A 19,037-nucleotide genomic window follows, 5' to 3' on the forward strand; every position below is an offset into this window, starting at 1 on the left:
CCCTATTCCTTCTTACAGATCGCCGAAGAAGCGCTTCACGCCTTCGAACCAGCCACTGGCCTTGGGAGAATGAGAGCTGTCACAGTCCAGCGAATCACGCAGCTCTTCGAGCAGCTCACGCTGACGACGACTCAGATTGACCGGCGTCTCGACTGCAACGCGGCACATCAGGTCGCCCGCCGCACCGCCACGCACCGGAGCAACACCTTTACCACGCAGACGGAACTGCTTGCCAGTCTGAGTTCCCTCAGGAATCTTCAGCTTGACCCGACCATCAAGGGTCGGCACTTCCAGTTCGCCACCCAGCGCAGCATCGGTGTAACTGATAGGCACTTCGCAATACAGATGCTTGCCATCACGCTGGAAGATCGCGTGCTCGCGCACATTGATCACAACGTAAAGGTCTCCGGTAGGTCCACCATGGCTACCCGCCTCGCCCTCGCCAGACAGGCGAATGCGGTCTCCGGTATCCACACCGGCCGGCACCTTGACCGACAGCGTCTTGTATTCTTCGACACGCCCTTCGCCATGGCACGCATCGCAAGGATCGGTAATGATCTTGCCTTGGCCATGGCAACGCGGACAGGTTTGCTGGACCGAGAAGAAGCCCTGCTGCATGCGCACCTGACCAATACCACCACAGGTCGGGCAGGTCGACGGCGAAGAACCCTTCTTGGCCCCGGAACCATCACACGGCGAGCAATTCACCAGTGTCGGAACACGAATATTGACCGTAGTACCGCGCACCGCCTCTTCGAGGTTCAGCTCCAGGGTGTAGCGCAGGTCACTGCCGCGCTGGGCACCACCACGGGAACCACCACGACCACCACCAAAGAAATCACTGAACACATCGCCGAAGATGTCGGAGAAGTTCGCACCGCCAAAGCCAGCACCGCCGCCACCCATGCTAGGGTCGACACCGGCATGGCCATACTGGTCATATGCCGCACGTTTGCTGCTATCGGACAGCACTTCGTAGGCCTCGTTGGCCTCCTTAAATTTCTCTTCCGACTCTTTGTCATCGGGATTACGGTCCGGGTGATGCTTCATCGCCAGGCGACGATAAGCCTTCTTGAGCTCGGCCTCGCTGGAGCCACGCTCTACACCCAGAACCTCGTAATAATCACGCTTTGCCATAAGTCTTTGTACTCTTGAGGACGTTCGGCAAACCTCTGCGCTGTTCGCGCTATGCCGCCAGCATTCGAACCTGGTCGAATGCCGTAAAAATTCGGGTATTCCAGACACGCCAACGCGGGAGCAAGCCCCCGCGCGGCGACATCCTACCAGCCACCGCTAAAATGCAGTCAACCGGCCGACAACCTGTAGTAATTACTTGTTGTCTTTGACTTCTTCGAACTCGGCGTCGACCACATCGTCATGCTTGCCGGCTTCTTCAGCTGGCTTGGCAGCAGCTTCAGGCTTCTCACCTTGCTCAGCGTACATTTTCTGAGCAACTGGCGCGGAAACCTTCGACAGCTCTTCAACCTTGGCCTCGATGGCAGCCTTGTCGTCGCCTTTCACGGCGGCTTCCAGTGCTACGACCGCAGCTTCGATAGCAGCTTTCTCTTCGGCAGTGACCTTGTCACCTGCGTCAGCGACCATCTTGCGAGTCGAATGGACCAGTGCATCACCCTGGTTGCGGGCAGTGGCCAGCTCTTCAAACTTGCGGTCTTCCTCGGCGTTAGCCTCGGCATCACGCACCATGCGCTCGATTTCTTCGTCCGACAGACCAGAGTTGGCCTTGATCACGATCGACTGGGTCTTGCCAGTAGCCTTGTCCTTCGCACCAACGTGCAGGATACCGTTGGCATCGATGTCGAAGGTCACTTCGATCTGAGGCACGCCACGTGGTGCTGGTGGAATGTCGGCCAGGTCGAACTTGCCCAAGGACTTGTTCTGTGCAGCCTGCTTACGCTCACCTTGCAGCACGTGAATGGTCACTGCGCTCTGGTTGTCATCGGCAGTCGAGAACACCTGCGACTTCTTGGTCGGAATGGTGGTGTTTTTCTCGATCAGCGCAGTCATCACGCCACCCATGGTTTCGATACCCAGGGTCAGCGGGCTGACGTCCAGCAGCAGAACGTCTTTCACGTCACCGGCCAGAACGGCACCCTGGATAGCAGCACCCATGGCAACGGCTTCGTCAGGGTTGACGTCTTTACGCGCTTCTTTACCGAAGAAATCGGTAACGGCTTTCTGTACCAGCGGCATACGGGTCTGGCCGCCAACCAGGATCACGTCGTTGATCGAACCTACATCGATACCGGCATCTTTCAGCGCGATACGGCAAGGCTCGATGGTGCGCTGAACCAGGTCTTCAACCAGCGATTCCAGCTTGGCGCGGGAAATCTTCACGTTCAGGTGCTTAGGACCGGTGGCATCTGCAGTGATGTACGGCAGGTTGACATCAGTCTGCTGGCTCGAAGACAGCTCGATCTTGGCTTTCTCAGCAGCCTCTTTCAGGCGCTGCATGGCCAGCGGGTCACCCTTGAGGTTCATGCCGCTTTCTTTCTTGAACTCGTCAACAAGGTAGTCGATCAGACGGATATCGAAGTCTTCACCACCCAGGAAGGTGTCACCGTTGGTTGCCAGTACTTCGAACTGGTGCTCACCGTCAACCTCGGCGATTTCGATCACCGACACGTCAAAGGTACCGCCACCCAGGTCATAAACGATCACGGTGTGATCGCCTTTGGCCTTGTCCATACCGTATGCCAGCGCAGCAGCGGTAGGTTCGTTGATGATGCGCTTAACGTCCAGGCCAGCAATACGACCGGCGTCCTTGGTCGCCTGACGCTGGCTGTCGTTGAAGTAGGCAGGCACGGTAATAACCGCTTCAGTCACTGCCTCGCCGAGGTAGTCTTCGGCGGTCTTCTTCATCTTTTTCAGGATTTCAGCCGAGATCTGTGGCGGAGCCATTTTCTGGCCGTTCACTTCAACCCAGGCGTCACTGTTGTCTGCCTTGACGATCTTGTACGGCACCATCTGGATGTCTTTCTGAACGACTTCTTCATCGAAACGACGGCCGATCAGACGCTTTACTGCGTACAGGGTGTTGTGCGGGTTGGTCACAGCCTGACGCTTGGCCGACTGACCGACCAGGATCTCGCCGTCATTGGCGTAAGCGATGATCGATGGGGTGGTACGTGCGCCTTCGGCGTTCTCGATAACCTTGACGTTACCGTTTTCCAGAATGGAGACGCAGGAGTTGGTGGTCCCCAGGTCGATACCGATGATTTTACCCATGTTAACTCTCCCGAAACTTGAATAAGGTTGCCGCAGCAGTACTGGCTAACTGCGGTAATACTTGAATGCTTGACACCTAAATGGGGACGCCCCGGTCGATTTCAAGCCTGCTCGTTAATCGACGGCGAAATCGGTGCAGGGGCCTTGCTGACCACAACCATGGCTGGGCGCAACAGACGACCATTGAGCTGATAACCCTTCTGGAACACCTTCAGCACGCTGTTAGGCTCTACCTCGGCACTCTCTTGCATGGCCATCGCCTGGTGATGTTCGGCATTGAACGGCTCGCCATGCGGATCAATGGCTTCAAGGTTGAAGCGTTTGAGGGTGTCGTGGAACATTTTCAGCGTCAGCTCAATGCCTTCACGCATTGGCCGAATGTTTTCATCTTCGGCACTGGACAGCTCCAGGCCGCGTTCCAGGCTATCGATGACCGGCAGCAGGTCGCCAGCAAACTTCTCCAGCGCGAACTTGTGGGCCTTTTCGATATCTTGCTCGGCACGACGACGAATGTTCTGCAGATCAGCCGCAGCACGCAGAGATTGATCCTGAGCCGCCGCCAACTGCTCTTCGAGCACTTGAACACGAGCACTGAGGTCGTCACCGGTTGCACCTGCGGACTTGTCGGCGTTCAGATTCTGTTCGTCCAGCATCTGTTCGTCAGCCATAAAATCTCTCCTTTCAATTTTGTCAGCGAGCTCAACTCGCGCATCTGCCGCCTATATGGGGTCGCAAAATGCAGGTTCAAGGGCTGAATTCAGCAGAAGCTCAGCCCCGCTCATAACGACTCGCAATCAAACGCCGCGCCGCTCAAGCAAACAGCGCTAAAACCAGGCATTGTCAGCCGATTTGAAAACACTGTATAAATAACCAGACTTAACACTTGGGAGCCGCCCCAATGCTGGTGCATCTGTCTGTACATAATTACGCCATCGTCGAACACCTGGACCTCGAACTGTCCCGCGGCATGAGCGTCATCACTGGCGAAACCGGGGCTGGCAAGTCGATCATGCTTGATGCCCTGGGCTTGACACTGGGCGACCGTGCCGACAGCGGCGTGGTGCGTCCCGGCGCAGACAAGGCCGACATTCTGGCCACCTTCGACCTGATCGACATCCCCGAGGCGCGGGCCTGGCTGGCCGAGCGCGACCTGGACAGCGACGGCCCCTGCATCCTGCGGCGCGTGATCACGGCCGAGGGGCGCACCCGCGGCTACATCAATGGCAGCCCCTGCCCACTGAGCGACCTCAAGGCCCTCGGCGAGCTATTGATCGATATCCACAGCCAGCACGAACACCAGTCCCTGCTGAAAACCGATACCCATCGTCGTCTGCTTGATGAATATGCAGGCGCCACCGATCTGGCTCGCCAGGTACAGTTGGCGGCTCAACGCTGGCGGCAAACGCGCCAGGAACTGGAGCGCCTGTCCAACTCCAGCGAAGAGCAACAAGCCCGTCACCAGCTATTGAGTTATCAGTTGGAGGAGCTGGACAATCTGGGCCTCGGAGAAGATGAGCTGGAGCAACTGGAGCAGGAGCACAAGAACCTGACCAACGCCGAAGCCCTGTTCGGCATTTGCCGCCAGGTCATCGACCACTGCAGCGAAAGCGATTCGGGCAATGTACTCAGCGCACTGACCGTCAGCCTCAACCGCCTGACTGCCGTACATAACGCCCCCAAGGCACTGGGCGAAGCGGCCAACCTGATTGCCAGCGCGCAGATTCAGGTCGAAGAGGCCGTAGGCGAACTCAATCGTTTCCTCGACAACTTCGATGCCGACCCCGCACGCCTGCAGCAACTGGAAGAACGCCTCGACACCATCTATACGCTGGCACGCAAGCACCGGGTTCACCCCACCGAACTGACTCAACTGCAGTGCAAGCTGACCAGCGAACTCGGAACACTCGATGCCAGCGATGAAGCCATCGAGCGGCTGAGCGAAGAACTGGCCGCCTACGCCCGCCATTACCAGGAAAAAGCCTGCGAACTCAGCACGCTGCGCAGAGCCGCCGCTGACAGCCTTGCCAGTGCCGTAGAGCAAGAAATTCAGCGCCTGGGCATGCCAGGCGGGCGCTTCAACATCGCGCTACAAACCAATAGCGGTGACGAGCTGCTGCCTCACGGCCTGGAACAGGTCGAGTTGCTGGTCAGCGCCAACCCCGGCCAACCCCTCAAGGCACTGGCCAAGGTCGCTTCCGGGGGCGAGCTGTCGCGCATCAGCCTGGCGATTCAGGTCATCACTGCACAAACATCACGCATCCCGACACTGGTATTCGATGAAGTTGACGTAGGTATTGGTGGCCCAACGGCCGAAATCGTCGGCCAACTGCTGCGCCGACTGGGCGAGCGCGGCCAGGTACTGACAGTTACTCACCTGCCGCAAGTTGCCGCCCAGGGCCACCATCACTTGTTCGTGCATAAAGTGCGCAACAGTGACGCAACCCACACAGCCGTCGCCAGCCTGAGTAAACGTGAACGCGTGGAAGAAGTCGCGCGAATGCTCGGCGGTATCGACCTGACCAAGGAGTCTCTGGCCCACGCGCGCAAAATGGTCGTCACCAGTAAAGCTTGAAGTATCCCTTCGCCAAAACCAGGAAGGCGACCCTAGGGTCGCCTTCCATGCTGTGCCTTAACGCAGGAAACAATTAGCGTTTCTTGCGCACATACAGCACCAGATTGTGATCCATGAGCTCGAAACCATGCTCGGCAACGATCTCTCGCTGACGCTTCTCGATCTCGCTATCGAAGAACTCGATCACTTCACCGGACTCCACGTTGACCATGTGGTCGTGGTGACCACCATCAGCGAGCTCGAATACCGCATGACCACCATCAAAGTTGTGACGGACCACCAGACCAGCAGCCTCAAACTGGGTCAACACCCGGTAAACCGTGGCCAAGCCGACATCCTCGCCTGCTTCCATCAACGCTTTGTAGACGTCCTCGGCGCTCATATGACGCTGCTCGGTGGAGTCAAGCATCTGTAGAATTTTGACTCGAGGCAGGGTCACCTTGAGACCGACTTTGCGTAGTTCGCTATTTTCAACCATGGTCAGCTTTCTCGCCGATGCTGCTTCGCAGCTTCTCTTAATACGGGTATGATCGGGGTTTACGTTGTCCAGCCAAGATAGTGGAAGTCGCCCACCGATGCAAAACACCAAGCTCTTGCTAACCAGCCTCACGTTTGTGGGACTGCTCGCACTCGCCGGTTGTTCATTCCCCGGGGTTTACAAAATCGACATCCAGCAGGGCAATGTCGTAACGCAAGACATGATAGACCAATTACGCCCGGGAATGACCCGCCGGCAAGTGCGGTTTATCATGGGCAACCCACTGATTCAGGACACGTTCCACCCTAACCGCTGGGACTACCTCTACAGCCTGCAACCTGGTGGCGGCCAACGCCAACAGGAACGCATGAGTGTTTTCTTCAACGAGAACGACCAGCTGGCCAACCTGTCCGGCGACTTCATGCCAGGCGTGAGCCGTGACCAGGAGATCCTGGGGAGCGACGGCAATACCACCGTCAGCCCGGCCCACGGCAACGAAGCCGTTAAAGAGAAGCCAGCCAAGGCTGGTTCGCTGGAAGAGAAGATCCAGCGCGACGTCGACACCATCGAGGTCATCCCGGTTCCTGTGCAGCAACCGCTGGACACCTCACCACAATAAGCCGACACAAAAAAACAGCCCGGATCATTCCGGGCTTTTTTGTGACCTGTATTTCTAGCGCTTCGCCTTCTTGAACACCCGAGCCACCTTGGCTGCACGCTGCTTGCGAACCTCTTTAGGATCAATCAGCAGCGGCCGATACAACTCGATACGCTCCCCTGCCTCCACCAGGCGCTCCGCCGGATTGGGCACAACACGCCCAAAAATACCCAGCGGACACTCACTCAGATCAACCCCTGCGAGTTGCTCGGCAATGCCGGACAGCCGAACCGCCTCAGTCACCGAGGTCCCCGCCGGAACACTGCAGCTCAGCAACAGCTGACGCTCAGCAGTCGCATAGACCACTTCAATCTCAAGCATCGCCTCAGCCATTGATTTGCTTTGCCCGCTGACAGAACGCATCGACCAAGGTGTTGGCCGCCTGGTTGAAGAGCGGACCCAAGGTTGCCCGCACCAGCGGACCAGCATAGTCGAACGACAGGTCAAGGCTGATCTTGCAGGCTTTCTCGTTCAATGCCTTGAACACCCAGACACCGTGCAATTGATTGAACGGCCCTTCTTCCAGGTTCATTTCAATCGACTGCCCGGGCACCAGCACATTGCGCGTCACAAAACGCTGGCTCATGCCGCCCTTGGCCACTTCCAGACTGGCACGCATTTGCGTGTCGCTGGCTTCGAGCACCGTGCTCGAAGAGCACCAAGGCAGAAACTCCGGATAACGCGCCACGTCATTGACCAGGTCGTAAAGCGCCTGGGCAGGGTAAGGCAGCAGGGCCGAACGTTGAATATGGGTAGTCATCCAGGTGTCACTTCCAAAGCTGAGCGGCAAACACAATCAGAATGCCGAGGGGCGCCACATAGCGCATCAAGAAGAAGGTCAGAGCAAACAGCAGCGGGCTGCGCATGGCCAGTTCGTCGCGCACCGCTTCACGCCCCATGATCCAACCCGCGAATATCACAAAGCACAAACCACCCAGCGGCAGCATGATGCGCGAGGTAAAGAAGTCGATCACCCCGAAGAAGTCCAGGCCGGCTTTGGCACCCCATTCGTAGAGCCGAAAGCCACGCTCATCGCTCACAAAAAACTTCGCTTGCTGCCAGATATTGAACGAGAACACGGTTCCCAGGCCCACCAACCAACAGCTGAACGCCAGCCATGTGGTGATCCAGCCACGCCGCACGCCCGTGCGCTCAACCAGGTAGGCGACCATTGGCTCCAGCAGTGAAATCGCTGAGCTCCAGGCCGCCACCGCCACTAGAACAAAGAATACGACGCCCATCAACTGGCCGAAGGCCACATTGCCGAAGGCGAATGGCAATGCAACGAACATCAGGCCCGGCCCTTCGCTGGGATTCAGGCCAGCGGCGAACACGATTGGAAACAACGCCAGACCCGCAAGCAACGATACAAAGGTATCCAGCAGGGCCACCGAGACAATCGTACCGGCAATCGATGATTGCTTCGGCATGTAAGCGCCATAAATAAGCAAAGAACCGACACCGACGCTCAGCGAGAAAAAGGCATGCCCCATCGCCGGGAGCAGGCCGTCCATCAGGCGCGACGGATCGAAGTCGAACATGAAGTGCACGCCCTGCATGAAGTGCCCGGTGGTCAAGCTGTAGCCCAGCAGGATGACCAGCAGCAGAAACAGCAGCGGCATCATGATACGCAAGCTGCGCTCCAGCCCGGCAACCACCCCCCTGGCGATCACGACCGCAGACAACGCCATGAACAGGCTGTGCCAGAGCACCAGGCGCCAGGGATCACTGATGACGCCATTGAAATACGCCCCCACCTGATCGGCCGTCACACCTTGAAAGTCACCACGCCCCATGTCGAGGATGTAGTCAAACGACCACCCTCCAACAACGCTGTAAAACGAGAGAATCAACAGCGCGGTGAGCATGCCGGCGAAGGCCCACCAGGACCAACGCGGCGAGCGACCGGTTTCAACGGCCAGGTCACGCAGGGCATTGGCCGGGCTTTGCCGGGTGCGCCGCCCGATCAGGGTTTCGGCCAGCATCACCGGGATACCGATCAGGGCGATGCAAGCAAGGAAGACCAGGACAAAGGCACCACCACCGTAAACCCCGACCATGTAGGGGAATTTCCAGATACTCCCCAGACCTACGGCTGCGCCTGTCGCCGCCAGCACGAAGACCCAGCGACTGGCCCAGCCACCATGGACAGAAACCTTGTCCGTCGACATCAACACACTCAACTAAGAAAAAAAGAGCGCGCATTGTCCGGGATTCACTCCGGCGGCTCAAGCACACCGCAACCCATAGCCGACAGCGCAGCGACTGCCTATAATGCCGCCCCTATGGCTAAACAAACGAAACATCCAACAGGGACCATCGCGCAGAATAAAAAGGCGCGACACGATTACTTCATCGAGCACAAGTTCGAGGCCGGTCTGGTCCTGGCCGGTTGGGAAGTAAAGAGTCTGCGTGCCGGCAAGGCGCACCTGACGGACAGCTACGTGGTACTCAAGGACGGCGAGGCATGGCTGATGGGTAGCCATATCACGCCGCTGACCACGGCCAGCACCCACGTCATTGCCGACCCGACACGTACCCGCAAACTGCTGCTCAATCGCCGCGAGCTGGAGCGCCTGCATGCTGCCGTACAGCAGAAGGGCTACACCTGCGTGGCCTTGTCGATTTACTGGAGCAAGCACTTGATCAAGTGCGAAATCGCTCTGGGCAAGGGCAAGAAGGAATACGACAAGCGCGATACCCAGCGCGAGCGTGATTCCGACCGCGAACTGCAGCGCGCAGTACGCAGCAAGGGTCGAGACGACTGAGGCCAATGGCGGGTAAGGTTTAGCGCCCGCCAGCGCCTGGTACCGACAAGGCCGGCGCCTGAAAAGGCGCTGGCTAGCGGCCTTTGCGGCGTTCTGCCCGGGCGACGCGTTGCGCTTCCTGACGTACCTCTTCGAGGACTTCCTGCACATACAGAATGTGCCGGCTGGAGACCTCGCGAGCATCTTGTGCACGCCCCTCGACAATCGCCAGATACAAGTCACGGTGCTGGGCAATCAGCATGTCACGTGTCTCGCTGCGCTGCTTGTACATGCCACCAATGTTGGTCACCACGTTGCGCTTAAGCAGGTCGAACAACCCGCGAATGGTATGCAGCAGCACGGCATTGTGGCTGGCTTCGGCAATCGCCAAGTGAAAGCTCGCATCTGCGGCGCCCTCCTCCGCCCGACTGATCTCATCGGCCCGTGCATAGCAGTCCTGCAGGGCATCAAAGGCAGCCTTGAGCCGTTCGCGATCGACTTCAGTCGCACGAATCGCGGCATAGTAGGCACACGAAGCCTCTAGCGTGTGCCGGAACTCAAGCAGATCGCGCTGCGCCTCAGGATTGTTCTCAAGCAACAGCAACAAGGGATCACTGAAGGTCGAACCCAGCGACTCAGCCACGTAGTTACCGCCACCTTGGCGGCTCACCAGCATGCCTCGGGCCACCAGCTTCTGGATCGCCTCACGCAACGACGGCCGTGAAACACCAAACTGCTCAGCCAGTAAGCGTTCAGCCGGCAATCGCTCACCCGCAGTCAAAGTGCCTTCAAGAATCATCCCCTCAAGCCGTTCGACGATATCGTCGGACAAACGGCGTTGGCGGACCTGATCGAAAACCATCACATACTCTCCACAATCCCGGGCACCTCCGGAGCCGCCTATTCTGGCGTATCCAGGCCTGATCGACACCCATCAGTTTGCATCTTTCCTCGCCATTCAGACGCCAAGTCCTACGTCCCGAGACGAAAGTTTCGCCGAGGCAAATTGACACACCCCCGCCACGGCTTTTAACCTAGCGCCACGACATTGTAAATTGGTATTACCAATTAACCAACCGTCAGCGCATGACCAACAACAATTAGGGGCCACCCCATATGCAAACCTGGCAACAGATCTACAGTCCGCTTGGCAGTCTTGGCTTGTCCGCAATGGCGGCAGTCATCCCCATCGTGTTCTTCTTCCTGGCTCTGGCCGTATTCCGCCTCAAAGGCCACGTCGCCGGCAGCATCACCCTGGCGCTGTCGATCCTGGTGGCGATTTTTGCTTTCCAGATGCCTGCCGACATGGCGTTTGCCGCCGCCGGCTATGGTTTTGCCTATGGTTTGTGGCCCATCGCCTGGATCATCGTCGCCGCGGTATTCCTGTACAAACTGACGGTCAAGAGTGGTCAGTTCGAGGTCATCCGCAGCTCGGTACTGTCGATTACCGACGACCAGCGCCTGCAGGTACTGCTGATTGGCTTCTGCTTCGGTGCATTCCTTGAGGGCGCGGCCGGCTTCGGCGCGCCTGTGGCCATCACCGCCGCGCTGCTGGTAGGCCTGGGCTTCAACCCGCTCTACGCTGCCGGCTTGTGCCTGATCGCCAACACCGCGCCAGTGGCGTTCGGTGCCTTGGGCATCCCGATCATCGTGGCCGGCCAGGTCACCGGCATCGACGCCTTCCACATTGGCGCCATGACCGGTCGTCAACTGCCACTGCTGTCGATGTTCGTACCGTTCTGGCTGGTGTTCATGATGGACGGCATGCGTGGCGTCAAAGAAACCTGGCCAGCAGCGCTGGTCGCCGGCTTCAGCTTCGCCGTCACGCAGTACTTCACTTCCAACTTCATCGGCCCGGAACTGCCGGACATCACCTCGGCCCTGGTCAGCCTGATCTCCCTGACTCTGTTCCTGAAGGTCTGGCAGCCCAAGCGTTCGTTCGCAACCGCCAACGCCAGCGTCGGCGCGGCCGCTGTACAGAGCAGCGGTGGCTTTGGCCAGCCGCGCACGACTCAGCCGTCGCCTTACAGCCTCGGTGAGATTTTCAAAGCCTGGTCGCCGTTCCTGATCCTCACCGTACTGGTCACCATCTGGACCCTGAAACCGTTCAAGGCGATGTTCGCTGCCGGCGGCTCGATGTACAGCTGGGTGTTCAACTTTGCCATCCCGCACCTGGATCAACTGGTCATCAAGAGCGCACCGATCGTTGCCAACCCGACAGCGATCCCGGCGGTGTTCAAACTTGATCCGATCTCGGCGACCGGTACGGCGATTTTCTTCTCCGCACTGGTCTCGATGCTGGTGCTGAAAATCAACGTCAAAACTGGTCTGACCACTTTGAAAGAGACCTTCTACGAACTTCGCTGGCCCATTCTGTCGATTGGTATGGTGCTGGCCTTTGCCTTCGTCACCAACTACTCGGGCATGTCCTCGACCATGGCCCTGGTGCTGGCCGGTACAGGCGCTGCGTTCCCGTTCTTCTCGCCGTTCCTGGGTTGGCTGGGCGTGTTCCTGACCGGTTCGGACACCTCGTCCAACGCACTGTTCAGCTCGCTGCAAGCCACCACTGCTCACCAGATCGGGGTCAACGACACCCTGCTGGTTGCGGCCAACACCAGCGGCGGCGTTACCGGCAAGATGATCTCGCCACAGTCCATCGCAGTCGCCTGCGCTGCCACTGGCCTGGTTGGCAAGGAATCGGACCTGTTCCGCTTCACGCTCAAGCACAGCCTGTTCTTTGCCACCATCGTCGGCCTGATCACCCTGATCCAGGCGTACTGGTTGACCGGCATGCTGGTGCACTGATCCGAGTTACGCTTGATGCAATAAACCTGGCGCGGTCACACCCGCGCCAGCTGTTCAACAACCCCGCCTGCAAGGTTGCCGAAAGCTTCGCTGGATAGAGTGCCGGCAGCACGCAGGATGGATAACCGGGCCCACCCGGAGACACGCCTGATGAGCGACCTGTTTTATAACGCCGTGCCTAACGCCACCCGCGTCGCACCGCCACTGCCCCAACCACGGGAATACCCACAACGCAAACCCGCGCAGGTCTACCTGTTCGGCACCTGCGTACTCGATCTGTTCTACCCGGAAGCGGGCATGGACGCGATCCACCTGCTGGAACGCGAAGGCATTCGTGTCGAGTACCCGCAAGGCCAGAGCTGCTGTGGTCAACCGGCTTATACCAGCGGTTACACCGAGCAGGCCAGGGAAGTGGCCAGGGCGCAACTGGCGTTGTTTGCAGGCGATTATCCGGTGGTCGTTCCGTCGGGTTCGTGCGCCGGGATGATTCGTGAACACTACGCCGACTTGTTCCACGACGAGCCGGAAACGTTGAAACAGGTCCAGGCGCTGGCCGCTCGCACCTACGAGCTGGCCGAGTTCCTGCTGCATGTGTGCAAGGTACAACTGCAGGACCACGGGAACCCGGTCAAAGTGGCGCTGCATACGTCATGCTCGGCACGCCGGGAAATGAACACCCATGTGCACGGGCGTGCTCTACTGTCACAACTGGGTAATGTGGAACGGGTCGAGCACGACCATGAAAGCGAATGTTGTGGCTTTGGCGGCACCTTCAGCGTCCGTATGCCAGACATTAGCGGTGCAATGGTCGCGGACAAGACCCGCGCCCTGAAAGACTCCGGCGCCCACCAGGTGGTGAGCGCCGACTGCGGTTGCCTGATGAACATCAACGGCGCCCTGGAAAAACAGCGTGAAGCGCTGCGCGGCCAACACTTGGCCAGCTTCCTCTGGCAACGTACCGGAGGTGGTCAATGAGCACGCAATCGCTGATTCCGACCGTCGAGGTGCAGGACGATTTTCGCGCTCGGGCTCACAAGGCCTTGGGCGATCAACAGTTGCGGAACAACTTCCGCAGCGCCATGGACTCGCTGATGACCAAGCGTGCCGTGGCGTTCAGTGATGCTCATGAACGTGAGCATCTGCGCGCACTGGGTAACGCCATTCGCGCTCGTGCATTATCCAAGCTGCCCGACTTGCTCGAGCAGCTTGAGCAGAACCTGACTCGCAATGGTGTGAAAGTACACTGGGCGGAAACGGTGGACGAAGCCAATGGCATCGTCCTCTCGATCATCCGGGCTCACGAGGCCCGGCAAGTGATCAAGGGCAAATCGATGGTCAGTGAAGAGATGGAGATGAACCATGTCCTCGCTGAACAGGGCATTGAATGCCTGGAATCGGACATGGGCGAGTTCATCGTCCAGCTCGACCACGAAAAGCCTTCTCATATAATTATGCCGGCAATCCACAAGAATGCCGGCCAGGTCGCGTCCTTGTTCCACGACAAACTTGGCGTGGAGTACACCAAGGACGTTGACCAACTCATTCAGATCGGCCGCCGGGTACTGCGTGAAAAGTTCTTCGAAGCCGATGTCGGCGTGTCCGGGGTCAACTTTGCCGTTGCCGAAACCGGCACCCTGCTGCTGGTAGAAAACGAAGGCAACGGGCGCATGTCCACCACGGTCCCGCCGGTGCACATTGCCGTAACCGGCATCGAAAAAGTGGTGGAGAACCTGCGCGACGTGGTGCCGCTGCTGTCGCTGCTGACCCGCTCCGCGCTTGGCCAGCCGATCACCACCTACGTCAACATGATCTCCGGCCCACGCAAGGCAGAAGAGCTCGATGGCCCGCAGGAAGTCCACCTGGTCCTGCTCGACAACGGCCGCAGCCAAGCCTTCGCCGACAGTGAACTGCGCCAGACCCTGAACTGCATCCGCTGCGGCGCCTGCATGAACCATTGCCCGGTCTACACCCGTATTGGTGGCCACACCTATGGCGAGGTCTACCCCGGCCCTATTGGCAAGATCATCACACCTCACATGGTTGGCCTCGCCAAGGTTCCGGACCACCCGAGCGCTTCATCGCTGTGCGGCGCCTGCGGTGAAGTCTGCCCGGTGAAAATCCCGATTCCGGCCCTGCTGCGCCGCTTACGCGAAGAAAACGTGAAAGCGCCAGACAGCCCACATCAGGTCATGCGCGGCCAGGGCAGCAAGTACTCGCGCAAGGAACGGATGATCTGGAACGTCTGGACTCGCCTGAATACATCGCCACGGCTCTACCGCCTGTTCGGTTTCTTCGCCACCCGCCTGCGCCAACTGGTACCGAGCAACGTCGGCCCCTGGACACAGAACCACAGCGCCCCGAAACCGGCCGCCCGCTCACTGCATGAGTTGGCGCGTGAACACCTGGCCAAGCAGGACAAGCACTGATGAGCGCAAAACAGAACATCCTCGCCAAGCTGCGCAAGAGCCTCACCGGCACGACACCGCTGGCCGATAACTTCGATGAAGCGCTGGTCACCGAGCCTTGGCGCTACGCCCCTGAGCAACGCATTGCCCAACTGCGCAAGCTGATGGAGGCCGTGCACACCGAAATCCACCTGACGACGGCTGCCGATTGGCCACAGCGTGTTGCGCAACTGATGCGCGAACGCCAACTGCCAAGCCTGCTGATCGCCCCTGCCACGGCTCACGGCCAGCAACTGACTGCTTACTGGCAGCAATGCGGCGACCTGCCACCACTCAAGGCCTACGACCGGCCCGTGGAAGACTGGAAAGCCGAGCTGTTCAATGACACACCGGCCAGCCTCACCGGCACCTTGGGCGCAATCGCCGCGACCGGTAGCCTGATCGTCTGGCCGACACCGCAGGAGCCACGCTTGATGAGCCTGGTACCGCCGGTGCATTTCGCCCTGCTCAACGCCAGCGAAATCCATGACAACTTCTACGAGGTCCAACAGAAATTTTCCTGGGCCGCCGGCATGCCGACCAACGCCCTGCTGATCTCCGGTCCGTCGAAGACGGCCGACATCGAGCAAGTGCTGGCCTACGGCGCCCACGGCCCGAAAGACCTGGTGGTGTTGATTCTGGAGGACCGATGAGCCTGCCTGCCGCATTTTTGCTCGACGTTCAGCGGCTGATCCCCAAGGAACGCCGCTTCGATGACCCGACCTCGACCTTGGCCTTCGGCACTGACGCCAGCTTTTATCGACTGATTCCCAAGCTGGTCATTCGTGTCGAGTCAGAGGACGAAGTGGTCGCCCTGCTCAAACTGGCTCAACGTGACCACGTGCCAGTGACCTTCCGCGCAGCCGGCACCAGCCTGTCCGGGCAAGCCATCAGCGACTCGGTACTGATCGTGCTGGGCGACAACTGGAACGGGCGCGAGATCCGCACTCAGGGCCAGCAGATCCGCCTGCAACCCGGGGTGATCGGCGCTCAGGCAAACGCCTGGCTGGCCCCCTTCGGGCGCAAGATCGGCCCCGACCCGGCCTCGATCAACGCCTGCAAGATCGGCGGCATCGTCGCCAACAACGCCAGCGGCATGTGCTGTGGCACCGCCCAGAACACCTACCACACGCTGGCAGGCATGCGCCTGGTGCTGGCCGATGGCACGCGCCTGGACAGTGAAGACCCGGCCAGTGTCCGCGCCTTCGAGCAGAGCCACGCCACACTGCTGGACGAACTCGCCCGGCTCGGCCGCGAGACACGCGCCAACACCGAACTGGCTGCGAAGATCCGTCACAAATACCGCCTGAAGAACACTACCGGTCTCTCACTCAATGCCCTGACCGACTACGACCAGCCACTGGATATCCTCTCGCACCTGATGGTCGGCTCCGAGGGCACCCTGGGCTTCATCAGTGCGGTGACCTACAACACCGTTATCGACCACCCGCACAAGGCCTCGGCACTGATCGTCTTCCCGGATGTGGAGACCTGCTGCACCGCCGTAAGCGTCCTGAAGAGCCAGCCCGTCTCGGCCGTCGAACTGCTTGATCGTCGCAGCCTGCGTTCGGTGCAGGACAAGCCGGGAATGCCCGCCTTCGTCCAGCAACTGTCGGAAGGTGCCTGTGCACTGCTGATCGAGTCACGCGCTGCCACCCAGGCTCTGCTGCATGAACAATTGGCGCAGATCATGGCCGCGCTGGCACCGTTTCCGGTGGAAAAGCAGGTGGACTTCACCGAAGACGCCAAGGAAAACGCCAAGCTCTGGGCCATCCGCAAGGACACCTTCCCTGCCGTCGGCGCCGTGCGCAAAACCGGCACCACGGTGATCATCGAAGACGTGACCTTCCCGGTGGAACAACTGGCCATCGGCGTGAACCGCCTGATCGCCCTGTTCGACAAACATCACTACGACGAAGCGATCCTGTTTGGCCATGCGTTGGAAGGCAACCTGCACTTCGTCTTCACCCAAGGCTTCAACAGTGCCGAAGAAGTCGCACGCTACCAGGCGTTCATGGACGACGTGGCCCACCTGGTGGCCGTCGAATTCGGCGGCTCGCTGAAGGCCGAACACGGCACCGGGCGCAACATGGCACCGTTCGTCGAACTGGAATGGGGCGAAGACGCCTACCAACTGATGTGGTCGCTCAAGCGCCTGCTTGACCCCAACGGCATCCTCAACCCGGATGTGGTGCTCAGCCAAGACCCACAGATCCACCTCAAGCACCTCAAGCCGCTGCCAGCAGCCGACGAGATCGTCGACAAGTGCATCGAATGCGGGTTCTGCGAACCGGTCTGCCCGTCAAAAGGACTGACACTCAGCCCACGCCAACGCATCGTCATGTGGCGTGACATCCAGGCGAAGAAGCGCGCTGGCGTTGATACCCGCGAACTGGAGCGTGACTACCAGTACCAGGGCATCGATACCTGTGCCGCTACCGGCCTGTGCGCACAGCGCTGCCCGGTAGGCATCAACACGGGCGAACTGGTGAAGAAACTTCGCGGCCAGGCGGCACAGCATGTCAAAACCGCGGACTGGCTAGCCGAGCACTTCCACACGGCGCTCAGCGGTGCCCGCCTGACCCTCATGGCTGCCGATACAGCACGCAAGCTGCTCGGCGCACCGCGTCTGGGCCGTATCAGCAACACACTGAGCGAGCTCAGCAAAGGCCGTATACCGCAGTGGACCGCGGCCATGCCGCAACCGCTCAAGGCCATGCGCTTCAGCCCCAGCAGCCACGACGCCCGCCCCCGCGTGGTGTACCTGGCCGCCTGCGTCTCGCGGGTCATGGGCCCCGCCGCGACCGACCGCGAACAGACTTCATTGCTGGATAAGACCCGCGCGCTGCTGGAAAAGGCCGGTTACCAGGTGGTATTCCCCGAGAATCAGGACGGCCTCTGCTGCGGCCAGCCCTTTGCCTCCAAGGGCTACGCCGAGCAGGCCGAGCACAAACGCCAGGAACTCATCAGCGCGCTGTTGCATGCCAGCCGTGGTGGGCTCGACCCCATCTACTGCGACACCAGCCCCTGCACCCTGCGCCTGGTTCAGGACCTGGCCGACACACGGCTGGACCTGTACGACCCGGTGCGCTTCATCCGTACCCACCTGGTCGACAAACTGGAGTTCACACCGCAAGACGAACCGATTGCCGTCCACGTGACCTGCAGCACCCAGCACCTGGGCGAAAGCCAGGCACTGATCGACCTAGCGCGGCGCTGCAGCAAGCAGGTGGTGATTCCTGAAGGCATTCACTGCTGTGGTTTCGCTGGCGACAAGGGCTTTACCACACCAGAACTCAATGCCCACTCACTGCGCAGCCTGAAGGATGCGGTGCAGCATTGCAGCGAAGGTATCTCCACCAGCCGCACCTGTGAAATCGGACTGTCCAACCATGGCGGTATCGACTACCACGGCCTGGTTTACCTGGTGGACCGCGTGACACGGGCTCGGGCAATCTGAACCCAACCATGGATCGCCAGCCAGGTCGGCGATCCATGGTTCCAGCAGACAGTCGACGTTACCCCAGCGAAAGCGTATACTCCCCTGTGAACGCCTAGAAAGCGTTCCAACTAGAGCAGCAAATGGGGCCGATTAGGATTCGACGCCGGTAGCGAAACTCTAGGTGCATGCCGAGTTGGTAACAGAACTCGTAAATCCACTGTTGCAACTTTCTATAGTTGCCAATGACGAAACCTACGAGGGCTACGCTCTCGCTGCGTAAGCAGCTGAGCCCGCTCTTCTGGTAGCTTCGGCTCCAGCAATCACCAGGGGATGCCTGTAAACCCGAAGTGATTGTCATACAGAACAGGATCGCCGCGTAGTACGTTGTGGACGAAGTGGCTAAAACTTACACAACTCGCCCAATGCACCCTGCCCGTCGGGCCGCTGAGGGTTAACTTAATAGACACGGCTAAGCATGTAGTACCGACAGCGGAGTACTGGCGGACGGGGGTTCAAATCCCCCCGGCTCCACCAATTCCATAAAAAAAGACGTCCATGGACGTCTTTTTTTGTGCCTGGAATCCAGTAACTACAAGGATTTAAGCACCATTAGCGTCCACGGAGGTCTTACAGAGTCCACGCTAT

At 59.4% G+C, this 19,037-nt stretch carries 16 protein-coding genes and 1 other RNA gene; 9 read left to right on the top strand and 8 right to left on the bottom strand.

Features of this window, described 5'->3' with window-relative positions; all coding sequences use genetic code 11:
- Nucleotides 1-12 precede the first annotated feature (12 nt).
- From dnaJ to grpE, 3 genes are all read right to left on the bottom strand, one after another.
- Complete coding sequence (dnaJ, locus tag IE038_RS06865; RefSeq protein WP_163931210.1) at nucleotides 13-1,137, bottom strand: molecular chaperone DnaJ; 1,125 nt, start codon at nucleotides 1,135-1,137, stop codon at nucleotides 13-15.
- A 192-nt stretch (nucleotides 1,138-1,329) separates the two neighbouring features.
- Nucleotides 1,330-3,246, bottom strand: a complete 1,917-nt coding sequence (dnaK, locus tag IE038_RS06870; RefSeq protein ID WP_189395369.1) for a molecular chaperone DnaK — start codon at nucleotides 3,244-3,246, stop codon at nucleotides 1,330-1,332.
- Between the two features lie 101 nt (nucleotides 3,247-3,347).
- Nucleotides 3,348-3,914, bottom strand: a complete 567-nt coding sequence (gene grpE, locus IE038_RS06875) for a nucleotide exchange factor GrpE (RefSeq protein ID WP_163931213.1) — start codon at nucleotides 3,912-3,914, stop codon at nucleotides 3,348-3,350.
- A 230-nt stretch (nucleotides 3,915-4,144) separates the two neighbouring features.
- Between grpE and recN the strand changes: the two genes are divergently transcribed.
- Nucleotides 4,145-5,818 (top strand): DNA repair protein RecN, encoded by a 1,674-nt coding sequence (gene recN, locus IE038_RS06880; protein ID WP_163931216.1) that lies wholly within the window; start codon nucleotides 4,145-4,147, stop codon nucleotides 5,816-5,818.
- Nucleotides 5,819-5,891: 73 nt separating this feature from the next.
- On the opposite strand, the gene fur is transcribed toward recN, so the two are convergent.
- Nucleotides 5,892-6,296, bottom strand: coding sequence for a ferric iron uptake transcriptional regulator (gene fur, locus IE038_RS06885; RefSeq protein WP_163931219.1), 405 nt, complete (start codon nucleotides 6,294-6,296; stop codon nucleotides 5,892-5,894).
- A gap of 97 nt (nucleotides 6,297-6,393) precedes the next feature.
- Between fur and IE038_RS06890 the strand changes: the two genes are divergently transcribed.
- Nucleotides 6,394-6,915, top strand: coding sequence for an outer membrane protein assembly factor BamE (locus IE038_RS06890; RefSeq protein ID WP_163931222.1), 522 nt, complete (start codon nucleotides 6,394-6,396; stop codon nucleotides 6,913-6,915).
- A 54-nt stretch (nucleotides 6,916-6,969) separates the two neighbouring features.
- Here the strand turns inward: IE038_RS06890 and IE038_RS06895 are convergent, their stop codons facing one another.
- From IE038_RS06895 to IE038_RS06905, 3 genes are read right to left on the bottom strand one after another with little or no spacing between them, the layout of a single operon-like run.
- Nucleotides 6,970-7,287 (bottom strand): RnfH family protein, encoded by a 318-nt coding sequence (locus tag IE038_RS06895; RefSeq protein ID WP_163931225.1) that lies wholly within the window; start codon nucleotides 7,285-7,287, stop codon nucleotides 6,970-6,972.
- Complete coding sequence (locus IE038_RS06900; RefSeq protein WP_163931228.1) at nucleotides 7,280-7,714, bottom strand: type II toxin-antitoxin system RatA family toxin; 435 nt, start codon at nucleotides 7,712-7,714, stop codon at nucleotides 7,280-7,282. The genes IE038_RS06895 and IE038_RS06900 overlap by 8 nt, the downstream gene beginning before the upstream one ends.
- A 7-nt stretch (nucleotides 7,715-7,721) precedes the next feature.
- The gene (locus IE038_RS06905; RefSeq protein ID WP_163931231.1) at nucleotides 7,722-9,125 is read right to left on the bottom strand and encodes a sodium-dependent transporter; all 1,404 of its coding nucleotides are present in this window, start codon (nucleotides 9,123-9,125) and stop codon (nucleotides 7,722-7,724) included.
- A gap of 114 nt (nucleotides 9,126-9,239) precedes the next feature.
- Here IE038_RS06905 and smpB point away from each other — a divergent pair, with 114 nt between their 5' ends.
- Nucleotides 9,240-9,722, top strand: a complete 483-nt coding sequence (gene smpB, locus IE038_RS06910) for an SsrA-binding protein SmpB (protein WP_163931234.1) — start codon at nucleotides 9,240-9,242, stop codon at nucleotides 9,720-9,722.
- Nucleotides 9,723-9,795: 73 nt separating this feature from the next.
- On the opposite strand, the gene IE038_RS06915 is transcribed toward smpB, so the two are convergent.
- Nucleotides 9,796-10,563, bottom strand: a complete 768-nt coding sequence (locus tag IE038_RS06915; RefSeq protein WP_163931237.1) for a GntR family transcriptional regulator — start codon at nucleotides 10,561-10,563, stop codon at nucleotides 9,796-9,798.
- Nucleotides 10,564-10,817: 254 nt separating this feature from the next.
- Between IE038_RS06915 and IE038_RS06920 the strand changes: the two genes are divergently transcribed.
- The 6 genes from IE038_RS06920 (at nucleotide 10,818) to ssrA (ending at nucleotide 18,926) form a co-directional block, all read left to right on the top strand.
- Nucleotides 10,818-12,506 carry a lactate permease LctP family transporter gene (locus IE038_RS06920; RefSeq protein WP_163931240.1) on the top strand — a complete coding sequence of 563 codons (1,689 nt, stop codon included), beginning with the start codon at nucleotides 10,818-10,820 and terminating at the stop codon, nucleotides 12,504-12,506.
- Between the two features lie 150 nt (nucleotides 12,507-12,656).
- The gene (locus IE038_RS06925) at nucleotides 12,657-13,481 is read left to right on the top strand and encodes a (Fe-S)-binding protein (protein ID WP_163931243.1); all 825 of its coding nucleotides are present in this window, start codon (nucleotides 12,657-12,659) and stop codon (nucleotides 13,479-13,481) included.
- Nucleotides 13,478-14,932, top strand: a complete 1,455-nt coding sequence (locus IE038_RS06930; RefSeq protein WP_163931246.1) for a LutB/LldF family L-lactate oxidation iron-sulfur protein — start codon at nucleotides 13,478-13,480, stop codon at nucleotides 14,930-14,932. Before IE038_RS06925 ends, IE038_RS06930 begins: the two co-directional genes overlap by 4 nt.
- Nucleotides 14,932-15,603 (top strand): LutC/YkgG family protein, encoded by a 672-nt coding sequence (locus IE038_RS06935; protein WP_189395370.1) that lies wholly within the window; start codon nucleotides 14,932-14,934, stop codon nucleotides 15,601-15,603. Before IE038_RS06930 ends, IE038_RS06935 begins: the two co-directional genes overlap by 1 nt.
- Nucleotides 15,600-18,410, top strand: coding sequence for an FAD-binding and (Fe-S)-binding domain-containing protein (locus IE038_RS06940; protein ID WP_163931249.1), 2,811 nt, complete (start codon nucleotides 15,600-15,602; stop codon nucleotides 18,408-18,410). Before IE038_RS06935 ends, IE038_RS06940 begins: the two co-directional genes overlap by 4 nt.
- Nucleotides 18,411-18,534: 124 nt before the next feature.
- Nucleotides 18,535-18,926: a transfer-messenger RNA gene (gene ssrA, locus IE038_RS06945) on the top strand.
- The last annotated feature ends 111 nt before the right edge of the window (nucleotides 18,927-19,037 follow it).

Origin of the sequence: Pseudomonas laurentiana (assembly GCF_014648275.1) — a bacterium.
In the GTDB taxonomy this organism is placed as follows: domain Bacteria; phylum Pseudomonadota; class Gammaproteobacteria; order Pseudomonadales; family Pseudomonadaceae; genus Aquipseudomonas; species Aquipseudomonas laurentiana.

Bases quoted from the DNA above. Each gene is read 5' to 3' on its own strand.
- smpB (WP_163931234.1), top strand. From the start codon at position 9,240: ATGGCTAAACAAACGAAACATCCAACAGGGACCATCGCGCAGAATAAA.
- recN (WP_163931216.1), top strand. From the start codon at position 4,145: ATGCTGGTGCATCTGTCTGTACATAATTACGCCATCGTCGAACACCTG.
- IE038_RS06915 (WP_163931237.1), bottom strand. From the start codon at position 10,563: ATGGTTTTCGATCAGGTCCGCCAACGCCGTTTGTCCGACGATATCGTC.
- dnaJ (WP_163931210.1), bottom strand. From the start codon at position 1,137: ATGGCAAAGCGTGATTATTACGAGGTTCTGGGTGTAGAGCGTGGCTCC.
- IE038_RS06930 (WP_163931246.1), top strand. From the start codon at position 13,478: ATGAGCACGCAATCGCTGATTCCGACCGTCGAGGTGCAGGACGATTTT.
- IE038_RS06900 (WP_163931228.1), bottom strand. From the start codon at position 7,714: ATGACTACCCATATTCAACGTTCGGCCCTGCTGCCTTACCCTGCCCAG.
- IE038_RS06925 (WP_163931243.1), top strand. From the start codon at position 12,657: ATGAGCGACCTGTTTTATAACGCCGTGCCTAACGCCACCCGCGTCGCA.
- IE038_RS06895 (WP_163931225.1), bottom strand. From the start codon at position 7,287: ATGGCTGAGGCGATGCTTGAGATTGAAGTGGTCTATGCGACTGCTGAG.
- IE038_RS06890 (WP_163931222.1), top strand. From the start codon at position 6,394: ATGCAAAACACCAAGCTCTTGCTAACCAGCCTCACGTTTGTGGGACTG.
- fur (WP_163931219.1), bottom strand. From the start codon at position 6,296: ATGGTTGAAAATAGCGAACTACGCAAAGTCGGTCTCAAGGTGACCCTG.
- IE038_RS06905 (WP_163931231.1), bottom strand. From the start codon at position 9,125: ATGTCGACGGACAAGGTTTCTGTCCATGGTGGCTGGGCCAGTCGCTGG.
- grpE (WP_163931213.1), bottom strand. From the start codon at position 3,914: ATGGCTGACGAACAGATGCTGGACGAACAGAATCTGAACGCCGACAAG.
- IE038_RS06940 (WP_163931249.1), top strand. From the start codon at position 15,600: ATGAGCCTGCCTGCCGCATTTTTGCTCGACGTTCAGCGGCTGATCCCC.
- IE038_RS06935 (WP_189395370.1), top strand. From the start codon at position 14,932: ATGAGCGCAAAACAGAACATCCTCGCCAAGCTGCGCAAGAGCCTCACC.
- dnaK (WP_189395369.1), bottom strand. From the start codon at position 3,246: ATGGGTAAAATCATCGGTATCGACCTGGGGACCACCAACTCCTGCGTC.
- IE038_RS06920 (WP_163931240.1), top strand. From the start codon at position 10,818: ATGCAAACCTGGCAACAGATCTACAGTCCGCTTGGCAGTCTTGGCTTG.